24 protein-coding genes are annotated in these 20,841 nt (G+C 68.1%); 15 read left to right on the forward strand and 9 right to left on the reverse strand.

What is annotated here, in order from left to right:
- Positions 1 to 71: 71 nt before the first annotated feature.
- Positions 72 to 1,238: a hypothetical protein gene (locus AC6EKW_RS07250; protein WP_273888074.1), complete on the reverse strand. Its 1,167-nt coding sequence runs from the start codon at positions 1,236 to 1,238 to the stop codon at positions 72 to 74.
- Between the two features lie 115 nt (positions 1,239 to 1,353).
- Here AC6EKW_RS07250 and AC6EKW_RS07255 point away from each other — a divergent pair, with 115 nt between their 5' ends.
- Together AC6EKW_RS07255 and AC6EKW_RS07260 are read left to right on the forward strand one after the other, a co-directional pair.
- Positions 1,354 to 1,716, forward strand: coding sequence for a phosphomannose isomerase type II C-terminal cupin domain (locus AC6EKW_RS07255; protein WP_273888071.1), 363 nt, complete (start codon positions 1,354 to 1,356; stop codon positions 1,714 to 1,716).
- 13 nt (positions 1,717 to 1,729) lie between these two features.
- Positions 1,730 to 2,311 (forward strand): YIP1 family protein, encoded by a 582-nt coding sequence (locus AC6EKW_RS07260; protein WP_273888070.1) that lies wholly within the window; start codon positions 1,730 to 1,732, stop codon positions 2,309 to 2,311.
- On the opposite strand, the gene AC6EKW_RS07265 is transcribed toward AC6EKW_RS07260, so the two are convergent.
- The 3 genes from AC6EKW_RS07265 to yqeC form a co-directional block, all read right to left on the reverse strand.
- Positions 2,284 to 3,489, reverse strand: a complete 1,206-nt coding sequence (locus tag AC6EKW_RS07265) for a M20 metallopeptidase family protein (RefSeq protein ID WP_498514053.1) — start codon at positions 3,487 to 3,489, stop codon at positions 2,284 to 2,286. The two genes, AC6EKW_RS07260 and AC6EKW_RS07265, sit on opposite strands and share 28 nt — an antisense overlap.
- 53 nt (positions 3,490 to 3,542) lie before the next feature.
- Positions 3,543 to 3,929, reverse strand: coding sequence for a GntR family transcriptional regulator (locus AC6EKW_RS07270; protein ID WP_498514054.1), 387 nt, complete (start codon positions 3,927 to 3,929; stop codon positions 3,543 to 3,545).
- An 80-nt stretch (positions 3,930 to 4,009) separates the two neighbouring features.
- Positions 4,010 to 4,756, reverse strand: a complete 747-nt coding sequence (gene yqeC / locus AC6EKW_RS07275; RefSeq protein ID WP_273888066.1) for a selenium cofactor biosynthesis protein YqeC — start codon at positions 4,754 to 4,756, stop codon at positions 4,010 to 4,012.
- 224 nt (positions 4,757 to 4,980) lie between these two features.
- Here yqeC and AC6EKW_RS07280 point away from each other — a divergent pair, with 224 nt between their 5' ends.
- Genes AC6EKW_RS07280 through larC form a run of 3 tightly spaced genes read left to right on the forward strand, consistent with a single transcriptional unit; the run spans position 4,981 to position 6,992 of the window.
- Positions 4,981 to 5,424 carry a phage holin family protein gene (locus AC6EKW_RS07280; protein WP_273888065.1) on the forward strand — a complete coding sequence of 148 codons (444 nt, stop codon included), beginning with the start codon at positions 4,981 to 4,983 and terminating at the stop codon, positions 5,422 to 5,424.
- Positions 5,421 to 5,783 (forward strand): DUF3618 domain-containing protein, encoded by a 363-nt coding sequence (locus AC6EKW_RS07285; RefSeq protein ID WP_273888064.1) that lies wholly within the window; start codon positions 5,421 to 5,423, stop codon positions 5,781 to 5,783. Before AC6EKW_RS07280 ends, AC6EKW_RS07285 begins: the two co-directional genes overlap by 4 nt.
- Positions 5,784 to 5,789: 6 nt before the next feature.
- Complete coding sequence (gene larC, locus AC6EKW_RS07290) at positions 5,790 to 6,992, forward strand: nickel pincer cofactor biosynthesis protein LarC (RefSeq protein ID WP_273888105.1); 1,203 nt, start codon at positions 5,790 to 5,792, stop codon at positions 6,990 to 6,992.
- On the opposite strand, the gene AC6EKW_RS07295 is transcribed toward larC, so the two are convergent.
- Positions 6,947 to 7,591, reverse strand: a complete 645-nt coding sequence (locus AC6EKW_RS07295) for an HAD family hydrolase (protein ID WP_498514055.1) — start codon at positions 7,589 to 7,591, stop codon at positions 6,947 to 6,949. The two genes, larC and AC6EKW_RS07295, sit on opposite strands and share 46 nt — an antisense overlap.
- A gap of 46 nt (positions 7,592 to 7,637) precedes the next feature.
- Here AC6EKW_RS07295 and ygfZ point away from each other — a divergent pair, with 46 nt between their 5' ends.
- The 10 genes from ygfZ (at position 7,638) to AC6EKW_RS07345 (ending at position 15,941) form a co-directional block, all read left to right on the forward strand.
- On the forward strand, positions 7,638 to 8,609 hold the full coding sequence (gene ygfZ / locus AC6EKW_RS07300; RefSeq protein WP_273888061.1) for a CAF17-like 4Fe-4S cluster assembly/insertion protein YgfZ: 972 nt from the start codon (positions 7,638 to 7,640) through the stop codon (positions 8,607 to 8,609).
- A gap of 53 nt (positions 8,610 to 8,662) precedes the next feature.
- A complete protein-coding gene (locus AC6EKW_RS07305) occupies positions 8,663 to 9,325 on the forward strand; it encodes a transmembrane-type terpene cyclase (RefSeq protein ID WP_273888060.1) in 663 nt (220 codons plus the stop codon).
- A gap of 236 nt (positions 9,326 to 9,561) precedes the next feature.
- Complete coding sequence (sufC, locus tag AC6EKW_RS07310; protein WP_273888059.1) at positions 9,562 to 10,314, forward strand: Fe-S cluster assembly ATPase SufC; 753 nt, start codon at positions 9,562 to 9,564, stop codon at positions 10,312 to 10,314.
- A 12-nt stretch (positions 10,315 to 10,326) separates the two neighbouring features.
- The gene (sufB, locus tag AC6EKW_RS07315) at positions 10,327 to 11,739 is read left to right on the forward strand and encodes a Fe-S cluster assembly protein SufB (protein ID WP_273888058.1); all 1,413 of its coding nucleotides are present in this window, start codon (positions 10,327 to 10,329) and stop codon (positions 11,737 to 11,739) included.
- Positions 11,740 to 11,858: 119 nt separating this feature from the next.
- Entirely contained in the window at positions 11,859 to 13,226 is a 1,368-nt protein-coding gene (sufD, locus tag AC6EKW_RS07320) for a Fe-S cluster assembly protein SufD (protein WP_273888056.1), read from the forward strand.
- A gap of 1 nt (position 13,227) precedes the next feature.
- A complete protein-coding gene (locus AC6EKW_RS07325; RefSeq protein WP_273844270.1) occupies positions 13,228 to 13,584 on the forward strand; it encodes a non-heme iron oxygenase ferredoxin subunit in 357 nt (118 codons plus the stop codon).
- A 5-nt stretch (positions 13,585 to 13,589) separates the two neighbouring features.
- Positions 13,590 to 14,819, forward strand: a complete 1,230-nt coding sequence (locus tag AC6EKW_RS07330; protein WP_273888054.1) for a cysteine desulfurase — start codon at positions 13,590 to 13,592, stop codon at positions 14,817 to 14,819.
- A 1-nt stretch (position 14,820) separates the two neighbouring features.
- Positions 14,821 to 15,234 carry a Fe-S cluster assembly sulfur transfer protein SufU gene (gene sufU / locus AC6EKW_RS07335; RefSeq protein WP_273888053.1) on the forward strand — a complete coding sequence of 138 codons (414 nt, stop codon included), beginning with the start codon at positions 14,821 to 14,823 and terminating at the stop codon, positions 15,232 to 15,234.
- Complete coding sequence (locus tag AC6EKW_RS07340; protein WP_273888052.1) at positions 15,231 to 15,683, forward strand: molybdopterin-dependent oxidoreductase; 453 nt, start codon at positions 15,231 to 15,233, stop codon at positions 15,681 to 15,683. The genes sufU and AC6EKW_RS07340 overlap by 4 nt, the downstream gene beginning before the upstream one ends.
- Before the next feature lie 33 nt (positions 15,684 to 15,716).
- Positions 15,717 to 15,941, forward strand: coding sequence for a hypothetical protein (locus AC6EKW_RS07345; protein WP_273888051.1), 225 nt, complete (start codon positions 15,717 to 15,719; stop codon positions 15,939 to 15,941).
- Here AC6EKW_RS07345 and AC6EKW_RS07350 read toward each other — a convergent pair.
- From AC6EKW_RS07350 to rfbB, 4 genes are all read right to left on the reverse strand, one after another.
- Entirely contained in the window at positions 15,938 to 17,872 is a 1,935-nt protein-coding gene (locus AC6EKW_RS07350; protein WP_273888049.1) for a nucleoside-diphosphate sugar epimerase/dehydratase, read from the reverse strand. The genes AC6EKW_RS07345 and AC6EKW_RS07350 overlap by 4 nt on opposite strands.
- A 70-nt stretch (positions 17,873 to 17,942) precedes the next feature.
- Positions 17,943 to 18,923 carry a glycosyltransferase family 4 protein gene (locus AC6EKW_RS07355; RefSeq protein ID WP_273888048.1) on the reverse strand — a complete coding sequence of 327 codons (981 nt, stop codon included), beginning with the start codon at positions 18,921 to 18,923 and terminating at the stop codon, positions 17,943 to 17,945.
- Positions 18,920 to 19,798: an NAD-dependent epimerase/dehydratase family protein gene (locus tag AC6EKW_RS07360; RefSeq protein WP_498514056.1), complete on the reverse strand. Its 879-nt coding sequence runs from the start codon at positions 19,796 to 19,798 to the stop codon at positions 18,920 to 18,922. Before AC6EKW_RS07360 ends, AC6EKW_RS07355 begins: the two co-directional genes overlap by 4 nt.
- 16 nt (positions 19,799 to 19,814) lie before the next feature.
- A complete protein-coding gene (gene rfbB / locus AC6EKW_RS07365; protein WP_273888046.1) occupies positions 19,815 to 20,798 on the reverse strand; it encodes a dTDP-glucose 4,6-dehydratase in 984 nt (327 codons plus the stop codon).
- Positions 20,799 to 20,841 lie beyond the last annotated feature (43 nt).

Consider the following 20,841-nt stretch of genomic DNA (forward strand, 5'->3'; position numbering starts at 1 on the left):
TATCGGTCGGAACGGGGGCGGGGTTTAGCGAGGGAGTCCGTGCCGGGCGGGGCGTAGCCAGCCCCGGCCTCCTACTGGTAGTCGACGACCGCCGGCGCGGGGTCCATCCTGACCACCTCCGTGGGAGAGAGGAGCGGCCTGTCCTGCCGGTAGAAGAGCTTGAAGCCCCCGTACTGAACCGGGCGGGTCCGGACGAGCATCCGGTACTTGGCGAGCTTGTCCCTGGGCACCCCGAACCCATCCGCGTTGAGGACCACCTCGACGTGGCGGGTGGGCTTTACGAGCCCGACGTTCCTCACCACCCCGCTCTGGAACTGGTGCACGAGCACCACCTTGGCCGGGAGGTCGTTCCTGCGGACGAGGCGGTCCACGTAGCGCACGGCCTGCTCGATCTCGGAGCCGTCGACGCTCCCGAGGTCCCGCCCGGGCACCTCGCCCGGCCCCACGTGGTACTCGGTGTCTATGGCGAGCTCAACGTAGGGAAGCTTCAAGAACGGCGCGAGCGCCTTGACCTCGTCCATCACCGAGTCGCGCCCGAGCTGCACGTCGAGCATCAGGAGGGCGTGGTTCTCCTTCGCCAGGGTGGCGTAGCGGCGTATCACCTTCGGGTCGAGGCGCGAGACGTAGAGCCCGCCAGGACCGGGATCGCGTTGAGCCACGGAGGCTATGAGCTCCACGACCGGGATGGCGGGATGCCGGGGGTCGGCCTTCGAATACGCTCTGGCCTGCGCCTTCAGACGCCGCATCATCTCCTTCGGGGGGTACTCGCCCAGGATGCCCATCTGGTCCGAGAGGGGGCTGCCGTAGTACATCACGAGCCGGTGGCCCTCGAGCGGACCTCCGGAGGTATCCCTGGCCCCGGCATGCAGCGTACGCCCGAGGGGTACGCTGCGCTCTATCACGTGACCGCCGTCCCCGGAGGTCCGCCAGGTGAGCGGCACGCTCTCCATCTTCAAGACCTTCTCAGCGAGAGTTCCGTCCGAGGGCGGTACGGCACCCCGGGGTGGGGAGATAGCCTCGTAGGGCTCCTTCCGGGGAGCGCTCTTCCGGGCCTGGTGTCCCCCCGAAGCCGCGGTCCCGCCGTCGACGCGGGACGACGACCCACCGGGTGAGCCGGTGGAGGGCGCACGCACCCCGATGAACACCGCCGCGAACAAGACGACCACCATCCCGGAGATCAGAGCCCCGGCGCGCCTCCTCCGCCCGTAGCCCATCCTCCGGCGTCTTCTCCCACCCAAACTTCCTCGCTCTTTCCGCCTGCAGGCCAGGGCCCGCATGCTAGAGGTTTCCCGGGGACATTTCCAAGGCCCCCCATATGGTCTACACTAATAGCCCGCGAGAGGAGAGGTGACCTTGGACCAGAGACCACAATCCATAAAAGTAGACAAACCGTGGGGCAAGTTCGAGCAGTACACCCACAACCTCCCGTGCACCGTCAAGATCATCACGGTGGCCCCCGGTGGAATACTCTCCCGCCAGTACCACGACCGGCGGGACGAGCTGTGGGTGATCCTCGATCCGGGGGCCAAGGTGGAGCTCGGCGACAAGACGCTCTACCCCGACCCCGAGGAGAAGCTCTTCATACCGCGCGGCACGATCCATCGCCTGGCCTGCGTCGGGGACTCCCCGGTCAGGATCCTCGAGATCTCCTTCGGCGTCTTCGACGAGGAGGACATCGTCCGGCTCGAGGACGTCTACGGTCGGGTAGGACCCTGACCGGTCAGACACCGTGTCCCCGGGTTACGGAGCGCCGTACCCACCCTCTCCGGAAGGGTTCTGGGGTGCCCTCAGGGAGGTGTGGCTCGCCCCGAGACGTTTCTTTCGCAGGCTCGACCCCGAAGGCGGCATCGTGCGGCCCGCGCTCTTCGCGGCCGCCGTGCTCTACCTGAACCTGCTGCTCGGCACCTTCCTCAGGTCCATCCTCGCCGGCGGGTTCGGTTACGCGCTCCTGTACGCCCCGCTGCTCGGGCTCGCCGTCTCCGCGGTGCTCGGTCCGCTGCTCGTGGCGGCCTTCGCCACGCTGGTCCTGTTCGTGCTCGACGGCACTCCCTCGGCCGGCCGCCTGGGGCCGCTGTTCCGCGCCCTGTGCTACTCGACGGGCATAGGCGTGGTGCTCTGGGTCCCCTACGGGCCGCTGCTGGCCCTCCCGTACGGCGCCTGCGTCGTAACCCTCGCCGTCCGTGAGACCCTCGGGGTCGGGTGGCGGCGGGCCGCAGCCGGGGCCCTGATCCCTCTCGCCACCCTCGTGGCGCTGCTCGTCCTGTTCGGCGCGCCCCTGGGTTCCTACCCGCTCCCCGGAAGCCCTCTCTGAGAGAGCGCCTCGAGCGCGAGCGCGGCGAGCAGAGCGGAGCCCACGGGCATCACGCTCTCGTCGAAGGAGAAGGTCGGGGTGTGGAGCCCGGAGACATCCCCGACCCCGAGCCAGATGTACGCCCCGGGGACGGCCTCGAGCATGAACGCGAAGTCCTCGGCCCCCATCGCTGGCCGCGCGGCCTCCACCGCCCGTCCCTCGCCGAGCACCTTCCCGGCGACGTCGAGGGCCAGCCGGGCGGCCTCGGGATCGTTGCGCGTCACCGGGTAGGAGAACTCGTAGTCGAGCCGCACATCCCCCCTCATACCGCGGGCCACCCCGCGGGCGAGCTCCTCGATGCGCTGCGGCATGACCCGGCGCAGCTCCTCGTCGAGCGTGCGCACCGTCCCCTTCAGACGCGCGGTCTCGGGGATGATGTTGAAGGCGGTACCGGCCTCCAGCTGCCCCACGGTCACCACCGCGGGTTCCGTCGGGTCCACCTCGCGCGCGACGAGGCTCTGCAACAGGGTGACGATCTGCGAGGCCACGAGGACGGCATCGGTCCCGAGATGCGGCATCGCGCCGTGGGTGCCCTTCCCCTCCACGAGAAGCTCGAAGGCGTCGGCGGCGGCCATGATCGGACCGGGTCTGGTCGCAGCGCTCCCCAGCGGCAGCCCGGGCCACAGGTGCAGCGCGAACGCCGCTGAGACGCCCTCGAGCACCCCCTCCTCGACCATGACCCTGCCCCCGCCGCCACCTTCCTCGGCCGGCTGGAAGACGAACTTGACGCTCCCCTCGAGGTGCCGGCGCAACCCGGCCTCGCACAGTGCCAGCGCCGCCCCGAAGAGCATCGCCGTGTGGGCGTCGTGCCCGCAGGCGTGCATCTTCCCGTCGAACTCGGAGGCGAACGGAAGCCCGGTCTCCTCCCGTATGGGAAGCGCGTCCATGTCGGCCCGCAGGACGATGACCGGGCCCTCCCCGTTACCCTCCAGCGTCGCGACGACGCCGTTCTTCGCCACCCCGCTCTCCACCTCGAGCGGGAGTCCCTCGAGCGCCGAGAGCACCTTCCGTGCGGTCCTTTCCGTCTCGAAGCCGAGCTCCGGCTCGCGGTGTATCTCGCGGCGCAGCGCCGTGATCCTCTCCCCGAACTTCCCGGCTATCTGGTCCGCGAGCCCCTCGAAGAGGCGGGTCGCGCCCACGCAAGCCCCCTTTCTCTCGTTACGAACACCTTCTCGCTCCTCACCCTGCAAGCCTACCCGCGACGCAGTCGCTCGAACTCGGCCTCGAAGCGTTCCCAGAGCTCGTCTTCCGTGATCCCGAGCCCCGCCGCGTCGCGCACGATCTCTCCCACCCTCCGGTAGACGTCCTGCACCCGCCTCTCCCTGACCCGCGTCCCGGCGGTGCCAGCGACCACCGTCCCGACCCCGGGGCGGCTCTCGATCAACCCCTCCCGTCGCAACTCGCCGTAGGCCCTGACCACGGTGTTCGGGGCGACGCCCAGCTCCCTCGCCAGGGCGCGCACGGTCGGGAGCCGGTGCCCCGCCTCGAAGCTCCCGACCTCCACCGCATGCCTGATACGCTCGACGATCTGCAGGTAGATCGGGATCCCGCTCCCGTGATCGACCCCCGGCAGGACCAAAGCTCCACCCCCCGCGCGCAATGTCGTACCCATCTGAAACAACATAGCGGCGGGGAATGGAGACTTCAAGCACGAAGGTCTCAGAGGGTCCAGACCTGGACGGGCTCCTCCTGCGGCAGGGAGGTGAGGACGACGTTCTTCACGCCCATCCCCCACAGCTCTCGCGCGATGAGGGAGGCGTCGGACATCACGAGCCCGGGGCGTACCCCGGTGATGAGCACGGCCTTGCGGCAACCCTCGGGGACCCTGCCGAGCGAGCCCTGCGCCAGAGCCCGGGCGAAGGCGGAAGCGGTTATGGTGTGTCCGGCGCCGACCCCGGTGAGCTCGGAGAAGATCTCCGGCCGGTGGACGTAGCGCTCGTCGACCGGCTTGCCGAGCGCCTCGACGTTGCCCACGGCCACGGTGAGCGTGACGGAGCCAGGGAGGACCGGCTCGTGCTCCGCGGTGCCTTTGATGAGACGGCGCCTGGCGCCGTCCGCCTCGACCAGCACGACGTCCGCTAGCGTCCTCAGCTCGTCCACCCAGGACGGCTCCACGCCGCCCACCCTCTCCTTCGAGAGCAGCGTGCTGCCCGCGACGACCGCCCGCGACACCCCGAAGGCCTCCCCGACGCGGTCCCGGAGCTCGCTCAGGTTCTCCGAGGTCAGTACGGGTCCTATCTTCGCCGCCTCCTCCAGGAACATCTTGGTCGTCGGCACCACGAGAACCCGGGCACCCTCCCCGGCGAACTCCGCGGAGACGCCGATGATCGCCCCAGACTTCCCTCCCGCCCCGGCGAACGCGACCACGTCTCCCGCTCTGATCTCTAAAGCCTCATGTAGCTTCAACCTCTCCTCCTCTACGAGAGCAACCACCCATGGGCCACACCCGCAGCCGAAATCCAACCTTCTTGTACACCCATGCTCATATTACATCACGCGTTCCGATAACGCCTTTATGCTATGTTGATAACTACGCACCTCTCGTACGTGATCGAACGGCAGAGAAACATTGCGGCAGTTATATTTACGTTACGGCACGTGTCGAGATGCGGGCGAAGAAAGGAGAAACGTTGACCGATCAGAGAGAGCGGGTGGCCGAGGTCTCGAGGGAGGTGGAGGAAGGTCCACCGCCTTCGGACCGCAGCATAAAGGAGATAATAGATGCCCTGCGACCCCAGTTGCAGGAGCTGGTCAGCAAGCAGATGGAGCTGACGAAGGCCGAGCTGGCCCCGAGCGGCAGGCGCGCTGGGATGAGCCTGGGGCTGTTGCTCACCGGTGCGGCCTTCATGCTCCTGTTCACGATCTTCATCTGCTTCACCGCGGTCTACGCGATCGCGCTCGCCCTCCCCTTGTGGCTATCGTTCCTTATAGTCTCTGTTATACTGCTCGTGCTCGGCGCGATACTGGCCGGGGCGGGTGCGGCCTCGCTGCGCAAGGTCGACCCGGTGCCGCGCCGGTCCATACGGGCGCTGCGTCAGAACATCGACTGGGTGAAGGGGCAGCTCAAAAAGTGAGCGAGATACCTGAACGCATAGAGAGGGAGATGTTCGAGATCCGGAGCCGCATGACCCGGGATCTCGTGGATCTGCGCAAGCACGTGGACCCGAAGGTCGTCGGCGAGCGGGTCAAGGAGAACGCGCGACAGAGGGCGCGAAAGCTGCTCGGTCGGCTGCAGAAAGAGCTGCGCCAGCGGGCGGAGAAGGCCCTGGCCTCGGCGCGGGGCCAGATGCTCGCGGCGCGCGAGGCGAGCGAGAAGCGCGACCCCGCGATACTCGCCGACGCGGTGCGCAGCGACCCGGTCCCGGCGGCGATCCTGGTCGCCGTGGTGGTGCTGATGGCGAGTGCGGCGCGGCGGTCGAACGGGGCGAGGTAAGGCTCTCTGAGCCACGTACACTTCCAGCCCTTCGGCGGGGCCGCGGGTGACATGTCGCTCGCGGCCCTCATACAGGCGGGAGCCCCCGCTGAGGAGGTCTCGTCCGGCCTCGAGGCCCTCGGGCTCTCGCTCGAGCTGCATCTCGAGGAGGTGCAGATCAGCGGGGTGCGGGCGCTGCACCTCTACTTTCATGCTCCTCCCGAGCACGCCCACCGCACCCTGCGCGACATCCGGCGCATGGTCGAGGGTTCCGGGCTCCCCGACCGCGTCGTCGGTCGGGCGATGGACGCCTTCACAAGGCTCGCCGAGGCCGAGGGCGAGGTGCACGGCACTCCTCCCGAGGAGGTCACCTTCCACGAGGTGGGGGCGTCGGATTCGATCGCGGACATCGTCGGGGTCTGCCTGGCGCTGGAGCTGCTCGGGGCCGATTCGGTGAGCTGCGCCCCGCTCCCCCTCGGGGGCGGCGTCACCCGCAGCGCCCACGGTCCCCTCCCCGCCCCCGGACCGGCCACGCTCGAAGTACTGCGCGGGGCGAGGATCAGGTGGGAGGAGGTTCCCCACGAGATGACCACCCCGACCGGGGCCGCGCTCATGGTCTCGCTGACCGGCGGACGCTTCACCGGTGCCGCCCCGCCGATGACGCTCTCCTCCTGCGGCTACGGTGCCGGGAGCGCCCGCTTCGAGGAGGTGCCGAACCTGCTGCGCGCGGTGGTCGGCCAGCTCGAAGGCCCCGCCGGGGACATAGAGCTGCTCGAGGCCAACGTGGACGACGCTTCGGGGGAGATCCTCGGCTCCGCCGTCGGGAGGCTGCTGGAGGCCGGGGCGCTCGACGCCTGGCTCGAACCGATCGTGATGAAGAAGGGGCGCGGGGCGTACAAGCTCTGCGCCCTCGCCGGAGGCGCGGATAGCGAGAAGCTGGCGCGGCTCACGATGCGCGAGACGGGCACCCTGGGCGTCCGGCACCATCCCGTCTCCCGCACCGTCGCCGAGCGGCGTACCGTGAGCGTGACCCTCCCCTACGGGAGCTGTCGGGTGAAGGTCGGGAGCATCGACGGGGAGGATTTCATCGCCTCACCCGAGCACGAAGACGTCGAGAGGCTCTCCAGGGAGGCCGGGCTTCCCCTGGTGCGCGTGTACGCCGACGCGCGGGAGGCCTGCACCCGCTACCTGGGGAATCCGGACGCGAGCAACGCCTCGCAGTCGCGGTAGACCCCCGCGGCGCCCGCCTCGCGCAGCTCGGCCTCGCTGAAAGCGCCGCCGGTAAGCACGGCGAGCGTCCGGATCCCCGCCGCCCCGGCGGCCTCGACGTCCCACACCGAGTCCCCCACCGCGACGGTCTCCTCCGGAGAGGCTCCGGCCCGTTCGAGGGCGAGCTCGAAGATGTCCGGGGCCGGCTTGGACCGCTCGACGTCGCCGGATGAGACCACGCCGGAGAGACGTTCCCCGGCGTCGAGCGCCCGCAGGTGATGCTCGAGCTCCTCGGGCTTCGCGCTGGTGACGAACCACACCTGGTAGCCCCGCTCCGAGAGGGTTTGGATCATCTCGGACGCCCCGGGAAGGGGGTAGCCGAACTCCTGGAACCCGGAGTAGAGTTCGCTGTGCAGCTCGTCGACCCTCCCTGCCACTCCCTCGTCCTGCGTGAAGCGGGCGATGAGCTGGTCCGATCCACGCCCTATCTGTTTGTGTATGGCGGCCCGCGGTATCCTCATCCCGACCTCCTCGAAGGCCCGGGCCCAGGCCTCGACGTGCAGATAATTCGTGTCCATGAGCGTCCCGTCGACGTCCAGGACGACGTTCCTCGTCACCATCGGCTCTCCTCGTGGTCGCTGGGCTTCGATGGCATAGAATACCCCCATGGAGAGAGCGAGAACCTCGGACGCAAAAGATAGCGGCTACCGGGCACTCTTCGAGAAAACGGCGATCGTGGACCTCGGGGGCTGGACGGTGCTGCGCCTCTCCGGGCGCGACCCGGCCGGGATGCTCGACGCCGTCCTGACGCGCAACCTCCCCAAAGAGGAGAACGGGGGGGTCTACGCGGCGCTTCTCAACCCCAAGGGCCGCATCCAGACGGACCTGCGGGCCGTCAGGTGCGAGGGCGGGGTGCTGGTCGTCACGGGCAGCGCGGGGGGCGGCGCGGCGCGCGAGATCCTGGGGCGCTACGCCCCGTTCTCCCGCGTGAGGCTCGAAGACCTCTCCGCCGGCGAGGAGCGCTGGTCGGTCCTCGGCCTCTACGGGCCGGACTCCCGCGACCTGCTCGGGCTCCCGGAGATGGCCGAGCACGAGGGCCGCCCGCTGGAGCCGGGGCTCATCGCCGTCCGGGTGGAGCTCCCGGTGTCCGGCTACGACCTGATCGGCGCCCGCAGCGCGCTCGCGCGGGTGCGCCGGGCCCTCGAGAACCGTGGGGCCGTCGTGGCGGACGAACGGGCCTACGAGGCCGCCCGCATCTCCGCCGGCATCCCCCGCTTCGGCGTGGATCTCACCCCGGAGAACTTCCCCGGCGAGTGCCCCACGTTCCTGCGGCGGGCGGTCAGCTTCGAGAAGGGCTGCTACCCGGGTCAGGAGACCGTCTCCCGGATGCACTACCGGGGACACCCCAACAGGACGCTGCACCGCTTCGAAGTAGAGGGGAATGCGCCGCAGACCGGCGCCCCCATCACCCAGCGCGGCGAAGAGGTCGGCCGGGTGACGAGCGTCGCGCCGCTGCCGGTGGGCGGCAGGGTCTTCGCCCTCGGATACCTCTCACGCAGGGCGGAGCCGAAAGACGAACCCCTGTACGCCTCGTCCGCGGTGCTTCACCCGAGCGATCCGCCCGGGAAGGACCGGTAGAGAGAAGCGCAGCACCCCTTCACCCGCGGGGCGGGTTTGCCTAAAATACCCGCATGTTCTACGGGGTGATGCTCCTCTCGGGAGCGCTGTGGACGCTCGCCTACCTGCTCATCCTGCGCCAGGGATACCTGGACCGCACCTACGGGATGCCGCTCGCGGCCCTCGGCGCGAACATCTCCTGGGAGTTCGTCTTCTCGTTCGTCTACCCCCCGCACTCGATCCAACACCCCGTCAACATAGTCTGGTTCTGCCTGGACCTGCTCATCGTGCTGCAGACGCTCGGCTTCGGACCCCGCGAGTTCCCCGACCTCTCCCGGCCCCTCTTCTACGCCACCTTCGCCCTGATGGTCGCCATCGCCCTCCCCACCATCATCCTCATGAGCCGCACCTTCGGAGATTACGACGGCGCCTACTCGGCCTTCGGCCAGAACCTCATGATGTCCGCCCTGTTCATCGCCATGCTCTACAACCGCCGCTCGCTGCGCGGACAATCCCTCCCGATAGCCCTCTGCAAGCTCTTCGGCACGGCCGCAGCCTCCTTCGCCTTCTACTTCTACTCCACCGACTACAGCGGCTCCCCCCTCCTCACCTTCCTCTACCTCGCCATCTTCGCCCTCGACCTCCTCTACACCCTCCTGGTCCTCGCCGCGACCAGGATGCGCCCGGCCGGGAAAGCCCCCACCCGAAGAGCACATACAGAGAATCGTTCCCGATAACACCCCCTCAGAGCCCACCGCCTGTTACAATCTCGCCCCGCATTTACTGATAACGACAATCATTATCAGTGATATGGCATCCGGCATCCACTGAGGGCGAGAGGCGCTTTAAAAAGCGCATTTTCCGGTCTTTCAGGAAGTGTTCTTGATGCAGGTCACGCGTTGTTGTTGGTCGGGGCGTGCTGTGATTAAATAGCTCTGGAGTAGCAAGCTTGTCAAAGCACAGCGGGGGTTAGATGCTAAAGATAGAGAACCTGCACGCCGGGATAGAAGGCAAGGAGATCCTCAAGGGCGTCGATCTGGAGGTAGGGCTCGGGGAGATCCACGCCATAATGGGCCCGAACGGTGGGGGCAAGAGCACGCTGGCGAGTGTTTTGATGGGGCACCCCCGCTACGAGGTCACCGAGGGGTCTGTGACCTTCGACGGGCACGACGTGCTCGAGCTCGAGCCCGACGAGCGGGCGAAGCTGGGGATGTTTCTGGCGTTCCAGTATCCGAGCGAGGTACCGGGGGTCTCCGTAGCGAACTTCCTGCGCACGGCGGTCAACTCGGTCAGGGAGCAGGAGCTCTCCCCGATGGAGATGTACCGGCTCCTGCAGGAGAAGATGAAGATCATGAAGATGGATTCGAGCTTCGCCGAGAGGTATCTCAACGAGGGCTTCTCCGGCGGCGAGAAGAAGCGCAACGAGATCCTGCAGATGCTCATGCTCGAGCCCAAGCTCGCCATCCTGGACGAGACCGACTCCGGGCTAGACATAGACGCGCTGCAGGTCGTGTCCGACGGGGTCAACAGCATGCGCGGCCCCGACTTCTCGGCGATCGTGATCACGCACTATCAGAGGATCCTGCGCTACATCGAGCCCGACTACGTACACGTCATGCTCGACGGCAGGATCGCCACCTCCGGCGGCAAGGAGCTCGCCGAGGAGCTGGAGCAGAAGGGCTACGACTGGGTCCGGCAGGAGTTCGGCGCCGGGGCCCAGAGCTGAAGGAGGAGAAAGATGCCTGAAGAGAAGAGCATCACCGAACTCGGTCTCGACGAATACAAGTACGGGTTCCGCGACCCGGAGGAGTACTTCTTCAAGACCCCGCGCAAGGGGATAGACCACGAGGTCGTGGCGATGATCTCCAAGCACAAGGGCGAGCCCCAGTGGATGCTCGAGTTTCGCCTCAAGGCGCTCGAGTCGTTCCTGGAGAAACCGATGCCCACGTGGGGTGCGGACCTCTCCGACCTCGACTTCGACGACATCTACTACTACATAAAGCCGGTCGAGAACCAGGGGCGCTCGTGGGACGAGGTCCCCGAGACGATAAAGAACACCTTCGAGAAGCTCGGCATCCCGCAGGCAGAGCGCGAGTCGCTCGCCGGTGTCGGGGCGCAGTACGAGTCTGAGGTCGTCTACCACTCGCTCAGGAAGGAGCTCGAGGAGCAGGGGGTCATCTTCCTGGACATGGACGGTGGCCTCCGCGAGCACGAGGACCTCGTACGCGAGTACTTCGGGACGGTCATCCCGCCCGACGACAACAAGTTCGCCTCGCTCAACAGCGCGGTCTGGAGCGGCGGGTCGTTCGTCTACGTGCCCAAGGGCGTGCACGTGGACATCCCGCTGCAGGCGTACTTCCGGATCAACGCCCAGAACATGGGCCAGTTCGAGCGGACGCTCATAATCGCGGACGAGGGCTCCTACGTCCACTACATCGAGGGGTGCACCGCCCCGACCTACACGACCAACTCGCTGCACTCGGCGGTGGTCGAGCTCATCGCCAAGCCGGGCGCGCGCATCCGCTACTCGACGATCCAGAACTGGTCGCACAACACCTACAACCTGGTGACCAAGCGTGGGGTGGCCTACGAGAACGCGACCATCGAGTGGGTCGACGGCAACCTGGGCTCGAAGACCACGATGAAGTACCCGGCGGTCTACCTGATGGGCGAGGGGGCGCGCGGCGAGATCCTCTCGGTCGCCTACGCCGGGGACGGCCAGCACCAGGACACCGGCGGCAAGGTCGTGCACGTCGCGCCGAACACCTCGAGCCGCATAACCTCCAAGTCGATCTCGAAGGGCACGGGCAGGGCCAGCTACCGGGGGCTCCTGAAGGTACACCCCGGGGCGGTCAACTCCAAGAGCCGGGTCGAGTGCGACGCCCTGTTGCTCGACGAGCAGGCCCGCACCGACACCTACCCGTACATCGAGATCGAGGAGAAGAAGGTAACGACCGAGCACGAGGCCTCGGTCTCGAAGGTCGGCGAGGACCAGCTCTTCTACCTGATGAGCCGCGGGCTCTCCGAGGACGAGGCGATGGCGATGGTCGTCAACGGCTTCATCGAGCCGATCGCCAAGGAGCTCCCGCTCGAGTACGCGATCGAGCTGAACCGTCTGATCCAGCTGGAGATGGAAGGTTCGGTCGGGTAGGAGGCCGGGAGGCTCGCGGTCCGGCAGAGAACGTGCTTTCGGGGCGGGCTCCCTCCGGGAGTCCGCCCCGTTTCCTGAGAGAGACGGGCGTAAGTATCAAACGCAAAGAGAGGTGGAAGATGAGCGAGAACGGCGTGCCGGAGGTTCTGAAGAGCAGGGGCCTGAGCGTCGAGGTGGTGAAGGCGCTCTCGGCGTACAAGGACGAGCCGCGCTGGCTGGCGGAGAAGCGGCTCGCGGCGTGGCGCCTCTTCGAGAAGACGCCGATGCCGACGCTGCGCGACGAGGAGTGGCGCTACACCGACGTCTCGGACATAGACCTGAACTCGTTCGTCCCCTACGCCGCGAGCCCGGACGTGGAGCGCGAGGGGGATCTGCCCGACGCCGTACAGACCATGATCCGGGAGGGCGAAGAGAACTCGGCCCTTCTCGTGCAGCACAACTCCGAGACCACCCTGAGCCGGGTTGACGAGGAGCTCACGGCGAAGGGCGTCGTCTTCACCGACCTGCACACCGCCCTCAGGGAGCACGGGGAGCTGCTCGAGGAGAAGCTCTTCGGGCTCGTCCCGGCCGACTACGACAAGTTCGCCTCGCTCTCGGCGGCGCTGTTCTCCGGGGGGTCGTTCCTGTACGTCCCGCGCGGCGTCGAGATAGAGGTCCCGATCCAGAGCTACCGCTGGCTGGACGTGACCGGATCGATCATGCCGCGCACGCTGGTCATCGTCGAGGAGGGCGCCGTCGTCACCTACATCGACGAGTACGCCTCCTCCGGCGGAGAGGACGACGAGCTCGCCCTCTCCAACGGTGCGGTCGAGCTCTACGTCGGCGAGGGGGCCAGCCTGCGCTACGTCTCGCTGCAGAACTGGGGGCGCAACGTGGTGCACTTCAACACCATCCGCGGAGAGACCGGACGCGACGCCACGCTCAACAGCCTGGTCGTCTCCTTCGGGGCCGACCTCTCGCGCACCAACGTCGAGGCAGGCCTCGCCGCCCCGGGGAGCGACTCGGAGATGCTCGGGCTCTACTTCGCCGACTCCAACCAGGTCATAGACCACCACACCCTGCAGGACCACCTCGCCCACGACGCCCACTCCGACCTGCTCTACAAGGGCGCGGCGCGCGACGAGGCGCTCACGGTCTTCTCCGGCCTGATCCGGGTCGAGCCCGGCGCGCAGAAGACCGACGCCTACCAGACCAACCGCAACCTGATCCTGGGCACCGAGGACGCGATGGCGATCTCGCTGCCCAAGCTCGAGATACAGGCCGACGACGTCAAGTGCTCGCACGGCTCGACGACGGGGCAGGTCGACGAGGAGGAGCTCTTCTACATGATGAGCCGCGGCGTCCCGCGCGCGGAGGCGGAGAAGCTGGTCGTCTTCGGGTTCTTCGGCGAGGTGACGAGCCGCGTCCCGCTCGAGGGCGTCCGGGAGAAGCTCGACCGGGTGATCGAGGAGAAGATCGGGCTCAGCGCCGGGGAGCGTGTGGCCTAGGATGGCGGAGTTCCACAAGCTGGCGGCCGCAGGAGAGATAGGGCCCGGGCAGATCCGGCGCTACACCGTCGCGGAGAGGCCCGTCGCCCTGTGCAACATCGAAGGCGAGTTTCACGCCTTCGAGGACATCTGCACCCACCAGTACGCCCACCTGAGCGAGGGCGAGCTGCTCGAGGGCGGCCGCATCAAGTGCCCGCTGCACGGGGCCGTCTTCGACGTCCGGACCGGGGAGGCGAAGAGCCTCCCCGCCGTCAAGCCCGTCCCCAAGCACGAGGTGAAGATCGAGGACGGCTTCGTCTACGTCGCGCTCAACCCCGAGCGGGTGAAGGTCGGCGGGAGGCGCCGCCGCAGGAGGTAAGAGCCGTGTACGACGTGGAGAAGGTCCGCTCGGACTTCCCGATCCTCGCGCGCGAGGTAAACGGTCACCCCCTCGCCTACCTGGACAACGCGGCGACCTCCCAGAAACCCCGCCAGGTGCTCGCGGCGCTGGAGGACTACTACACCCACCACAACGCCAATGCCAAGCGTGGTGTGCACCGCCTCGCTGAGGAGGCGACCTCGCTCTACGAGGGGGCGAGGGAGAAGGTCGCCCGCTTCATCGGGGCGCCGGATGCACGCGGGCTGGTCTTCACCCGCGGGACGACCGAGGCGATAAACCTGGTCGCCCACGGCTGGGCGAGGAAGTTCCTGCGCGAGGGCGACGAGGTAGTCCTGACCGAGGCCGAGCACCACTCGAACCTCGTCCCCTGGCAGCTCACCGCGGGGGCGACCGGAGCCCGTCTGCGTTTCATCCCGATACGCGAGGACGGAACGCTCGACATGGAGGAGGCAGAGCGCATCATCGGGGAGCGCACCCGCCTCGTCTGCTGCGCCCACGCCTCGAACGTGCTCGCGACCGTCAACCCCGTCGAGCGCCTGGCGCGGATGGCCCACGCACACGGAGCGCTCCTGCTCGTCGACGGGGCGCAGAGCGCGCCGCACCTGCCGGTGGACGTGGAAGAGCTCGGCTGCGACTTCTTCGCCGCGAGCGGGCACAAGATGCTCGGTCCCACGGGGGTGGGGTTCCTGTGGAGCCGTCCCGGGCTGCTCGAGGAGATGGACCCCTTCCTGGGCGGCGGGGAGATGATCCGGGAGGTGCACCTCGACCACTCCACCTGGAACGACATTCCGCACAAGTTCGAGGCCGGGACGATGAACATCGCGCAGGCCGTGGGGCTCGGCGAAGCGGTAGACTATCTGCGGGAGCTCGGCATGGATGAGATAAGAGAGCACGAGAGCAGGCTCGGGCGCTACGCCTGCGAGCTGCTCTCCGCGGAGGTCGAAGACGCCGTCATCTACGGCCCCGGGGAGGAGCGCACCGGGGTCCTCGCGTTCAGCCTGCCCGACGTGCACCCGCACGACCTGGCGCAGCTTCTGGACCAGGAAGGCATCGCGATAAGGAGCGGCCACCACTGCTGCCAGCCGCTCATGCGCCGCCTCGGCGTCGTGGCGACCGCGCGGGCGAGCTTCTACCTCTACAACACGGAGGATGAGGTACGGAGGTTCGTCGGCGCGGTGAAGAAGGCCCGCGAGTTCTTCGGAGCGTTCGCCTGAGATGATGCGCGACCTCTACGGCCAGATCATCATGGACCACTACAGGCGCCCCCGCAACCGGGGCGAGCTGGAAGGTGCCGGGCTCACCGAGCACCTGCTGAACCCACTCTGCGGCGACGAGGTGACCGTCTACGCCACCTTCGAGGAGGACAGGCTCGCCGATGTCAGGTTCACCGGGCGGGGGTGTTCGATCTCGCAGGCCTCGGCCTCGATGATGACCGAGCGGCTCAAAGGTAAGAGCCGGGAGGAGGCAGAGCAGGAGATAAAGCGCTTCAAGCGGATGATGACCGGTGAGGAGGAGTTCCCCGAAGGCGAGGAGCTCTACGCCCTCAAGGGCGTGATCCAGTACCCCTCCCGCATCCGCTGCGCCACGCTCGCCTGGGACGCCTTCGAGCGGGGGCTCGGGAAGACATGACGCGGGACATCGTGATCGGTGGTCTGGTCGAACGACCGGGGATACTGGGCGAGCGGGAGCTCTCCACCCTGCGGCGGGTGGAGCTCGTGGGCGACTTCCACTGCGAGGAGGGCTGGACCCGCAAGGACGAGCGGTGGGAGGGGTACCTGCTGGAGGACGTGCTCTCGCTCGCCGGTCCAGAGATAGAGGGCGGGTACATCCGGGCGAGCTCGGGCGGGTTCTCCGCCGTCGTCGGGCGCGAGGAGGCCGGCGAACGGGCGATGGTCGCGACCCGGCACAACGGAGAAGAGATCACGCCCGAGCGCGGCGGCCCGTGGCGGCTGGTCGTCCTCGGCGGCCCCTGCTACCGGAGCGTCAAGAACCTGGAGCGCGTCGAGCTGCTCGCGGAGGCTCCAAGGGAGACGGCGAAGGAGATCGCGCTCGGGCGCATCTCCGGCGGGGAACGGTAGAGAGCGGTCGCTGCTGCTAAAATCTCCCGTACTATGATGCTCTCACGTCGTACCGCGAACATTCTGCTCACGATCGGACTCTACACCCTCTTCGTCTGGGGCACCCGGGCGTTCACCTTCTACCAGCAGCTCAGGGAAGGGACGATGGTCGCCCCGGCCGTCCACTTCACGCTCGTCGTGATAGGGGTGGTCATAGGGATCTACCTGACCTACCTGGGCTTCAAGGGACGCTCCGCCGCTCCCCGTAGGAAGGGCTAGGAGCCGTCCCTCCACCAGCTGTCCGTGTCCTGCCGCGAAGGCTCCGATCCTCGCGCGGTGGAGTAGTTGGGGACCAGCCGGCGCAGGATCTCGAGCGCCCTGCGGTCATCCTGGGCGCGGGCGTAGAAGACCATCTCCTCCGCGAGCGCGAGCGGGTCCTCCTCGGGAACCACCTCCGATGAGAGCCTGAAGACCATCGGGTGGTCCGTGGGTTCGCGGCGCTCGTCGATCCCGGAGAGTTCCTCCCGGATCTTCTCCCCCGGCCTCAGGCCGGTGTAGCGGATCTCCACGCCCGCCGCGCCCATCACCTCGATCATCTTGCGCGCAAGGTCGACTATCCTGACCGGCTCGCCCATCTCGAGCAGGTAGGTGCCGTAGGAGTCGGCCATCGCCCCGGCCTGCAGGATCAGGGAGACCGCCTCCGGGATGGTCATGAAGTAGCGGGTCATCTCGGGATGGGTGACGGTGACGGGGCCCCCGGCCTCTATCTGCCGGCGGAAGGTCGGCACCACCGACCCCCGGCTCCCGAGGACGTTCCCGAAGCGCACCGAGGCGTAGACCGTCTCCGGGTACTCCTCGGAGAACGCCCGCACGATGATCTCCGCCAGGCGCTTGGTCGCCCCCATCACGTTCGCCGGGTTGACGGCCTTGTCGGTCGAGACGTTGACGAACTTCTCGGCCCCGTACTCCCCGGCGGCCCGGGCGACGTTTATCGTGCCGTAGACGTTGTTGACGATGGCCTCGGTCGCCTGCAGCTCCATCATCGGAACGTGCTTGTACGCAGCGGCGTGGAAGACGAGCTCGGGCCGGAAGCGCTCGAAGGCGTGGCCCACCCGGTCGGGGAGCGTGACGTCCCCGACGAAGAGCTCGGCCTCGGAGAAGTCCTCGCGCGAGAGCTCCTCGCTCAGGTAGTAGAGCCCGCTCTCGTCGCGGTCGAAGAGGATGAGCTTCGCCGGCCCGAGCCGCGAGATCTGGCGGGAGAGCTCCCGCCCGATCGAACCGCTCGCCCCGGTCACCAGAACCCGCCGCCCGTTTATGTACCCCGAGAGCGCGTCGAGGTCTATGTCCACCGGCTCGCGCCCGAGCAGATCCTCTATCTGCAGCTCCCTGAGCCTTATCGTGCCGTGCGAGAGCACCTCGTCGAGCTCTGGCATGACCTTCACCTCGACCCCGGCCCTCACGCAGCTGCGCCAGATCGAATCCATCCACTCCCGGCTCGCCCGCGGCACGGCGATGATCACCTGGTCGACGCCGTGCCGGGATATGACCTCCTCCACGTCGCCGGGGCCGCCGAGCACCGGAACCCCCTCGATGTGCCGCCCCACGTCCTCCCCCGACTCGCTGATGAACCCGACCACCTGCGCGTTCATCGCCGGCGTGCGCCAGATGTGCGAGGCGAGCGCCACCCCGGCCTCCTCGGCCCCCACGATCACCGTGCGCGTCCTGCGTCCGATCTCCCTCAAAGAAAGCTCATAGAAGACCCTGGGATACAGCCTGACCGCGACGAGCTGCACGTACGCCAGGACCGCCCCCACCAGGACCACCGAGAGCGGGACCGGCCGGTAAGGCAGGATCAGCTCGCCTATCGCGTAGTCGGCGATGAGCATGACCCCGGCCGCGATCGCCGTCGCGCTCGCCACCTGTACTCCCTGGTAGATCCCGGTGTAGCGCAATATGCTCTGGTAGACCCCGCTCTCCCAGAGCAGCAGCACGAAGACCACCGCCCCGAAGAGCGCAAAAGGCCAGAAAGCCTCCCACCAGGTGTCCCTCACCTGGCCGTCGAACCTGAAAAGAAGCCCCACGACGAGCGACTCGAGCACGATCGCCGCATCCACCAGCATCGCCGCCCCGCGCCTGAGCGTCGGCGGCGATTGACGCAGCCGCTGCTGCGCCCTCCCGAGTAGCTCCGTCCCCCTCTCTTTAAGCATCATTGCGTTATTTTACAGTTTGTTGAGGACGCAGGTCCAGAGAGAACACCTCCCACCTTTCGATCATACACCGCTAGGAGGAGAAAACCTTCAGCGAGGGCAACGCGGCGAGCACGCAGCAGACGGCGGCGGCGAGGGCGATCCCGGCGACGGCGGTCCCTCCGCCCCGGGCGAACAGGAGGGCGGCGAAGCCGGAGAGCACGCTCGCGCCGTAGTAGAGGTTGCTCGTGCGGCGGTGCAGCGCGGTCGAGGGGGTTATGCGCTGGTAGACGTGCTCCCGGTGGGCGGAGAAGACGTTCTTCCCGGCCAGGAGCCTGCGGAGGAGCGTGTAGGCGGTGTCGAAGAGGTAGGGGGTGAAGACGAGCGCGCAGGCCACCGACCCGATGGGGGACCATACGTCACCCGGCACGGGGGCGTAGAGGGTGACGGCGGCGAGCGCGAACCCCAGGAAGTAGCTGCCCGCGTCGCCGCAGAAGGTGGAGGCCGGGCTCACGTTCCAGACGAGGAAGCCCGCGGCAGCCCCCGCGAGGGCGGGGAGGAAGGCTCCCGCGCCGCCGGAGAGGGCGTGCAGGAAGAAGGCGCTCGAGATGGCCACCCCGCCGGTGATGCCGTCTATACCATCCATGAAGTTGAAGGCGTTGGAGAGGGCCGAGACCCAGAGCACCCCGACGACGAAGACCGCGGCGGCCAGGAGCCCGTCGGCGCGGGCCAGGAGCTGCGGCGGGTCGTAGAGGAGGAGCCCGGCGGCGGCCAGGAGCTGGGCGAGCGCCTTCGTCCCGAAGTGCAGCCCCCGCAGGTCGTCGGCGAGCCCGACCACCCCGATCAGGGTGGCCGCCACCAAAAGCGGCCAGACGTCCGAGAGGCGCGCGGCGGCGAACCCGACCCAGGTCGCGACGATTATCGCGGGGCCGCCGAGCCGGGGGGTCGGAACCTCGTGCGAGCTGCGGTCGTTGGGTACGTCGAGCAGGTTGCGCCCGAGCGCGTAGCGCACCAGGAGCGGCACGGCCGCGAGCGCGACGAGGAAGGCGAGCCCGAAGGAGACCGTCTCCCTCACCGGCGCACCAGCCCGACCTCGCGCAGCCGCTCCGCCTCGAGCGCTATCCCCTCCTCGAAGGTGCGCGGCGCGTAGCCGAGGTCCCGTCTCGCGGCTTCGTACGGGTAGGCCTTGTCCTCCCTGAGGCGCATCACCTGCTCGGATTTTACCGGCAACGGGAGCCCCGCCCTCTCGGCGAGGGCGAGTGCCCGGCGGGCGGGCTCGAGCGGGAGATGCACGAGATGAACCTTCCTGCCCAGCGCCCGGGCCGCCGCGAGCACGAGGTCCCGGTAGGCGAGCGGACGCCTTCCGGGCAGGTCGTAGGTCCTCCCCACGGCGGCGTCCCGCTCCAGCGCGGCGAGCATGCCCCGCGCGAGGTCCTCGTGGTAGACCGGCTGCCAGAGGTTCTCCCCACCCCCGAAGACGGGGAAGACGGGCGACCGATCGAGGAATCGCAAGAGAAAGTGCATGTTCCTGTCCAGCTCGGTGCCGTAGACCATCGTCGGACGCACGATCGTCCAGGCGAGGTCGCTCTCCCGCACCACCCTCTCGCCCTCCCGCTTGGGACGCGAGCGTGAGGGGTAGGCGGAGTGGGCGCTCGTGCTGCTCACCGCGAGCAGCCGCTCCACCCCGGCGCGGCGCACCGCCTCCACGACTGCGGGAGCGTACTCCACGCCCGCCACGTGAGCGACGGCCTCCACCCCGGCGAACGCGCGGGAGAGCGCACCGGGGTCGAGCACGTCGGCCCGGAGGATCGCCACGTCGTGCCCGGCGAGGCGGCCCGCATTCGGGCTCTCCGGTCGCACCACGCAGCGTACGTCGTGCCCCGAGCGCAAGAGCGCCTCGAGCAGGGCGAGCCCGGGGAGGCTCGTCGCGCCTGTGAGCACGACCCTCATCCCGGAGGGGACGACATCAGCCGGCCAGGCCCGCGGAGACCTTCTCGGCCCACGCGGCGTTCTCCACGTACCAGGCGACCGTCTCGCGGATGCCGCGCTCGAAGGGGTGCTCCTGCCTCCAGCCGAGTTCCCGCCGCAGGAGGGAGGAGTCGGTCGCGTAGCGGCGGTCGTGCCCGGGACGATCGGTGACGAAGGAGATCAGGTCGTGAGGTTTGCCCAGGGCGTCGAGGATGATCCTGGTTATCTCCAGGTTGGTGTGCTCGTTGCCCCCGCCGACGTTGTACACCCGCCCCGGCCTGCCCCTCTCCAGGACGAGCGCCACCGCCCGGCAGTGGTCCTCGACGTGCAGCCAGTCGCGGACGTTCATCCCGTCGCCGTAGAGGGGGACCGGCTCGTCCCTGAGCGCGTGGCGGATGAAGGAGGGGATGAGCTTCTCCGGGTACTGGTATGGACCGTAGTTGTTCGAGCAGCGGGTTATGAGCACGTCCATCCCGTAGGTCTTGTGGTAGGCGCGGCACAGCAGATCCGCCGAAGCTTTCGAGGCCGCGTACGGGGAGTTGGGACGCAGCGGGGTCTCTTCGGTGAAAGGCGGGTCGTCGGGGCCGAGCGAGCCGTAGACTTCGTCCGTCGAGATCTGCAGGAAGCGCGAAACACCGTGCCGGCGGGCCGCCTCGAGCAGGTTCTGGGTACCGAGCACGTTCGTCTCGACGAAGACGCGCGGTCCGGCGATGCTGCGGTCGACGTGGCTCTCGGCGGCGAAGTTCACCACCGCGTCGAAGCCCTCGGAGAAGAGCGCCTCGACGAGCTGCGCGTCCTCTATGCTGCCGTGCACGAAGCGGTAGTTCGGCGCGTCCGCGAAGTCCTCGGTGTTCTCGAGCCAGCCCGCGTAGGTGAGGGCGTCGAGGTTCACCCACTCGGTCTCGGGACGCTCGCGGACCATCAAGCGCAGGAAGTTGCACCCGATGAAGCCGCAACCGCCGGTGACGAGGACCCGCCTCATGGAGACATCTGCCGACACGGAGGGCATTTAATCACCCGGCGTC

This window comes from Rubrobacter sp. M3-4 (assembly GCF_059772285.1).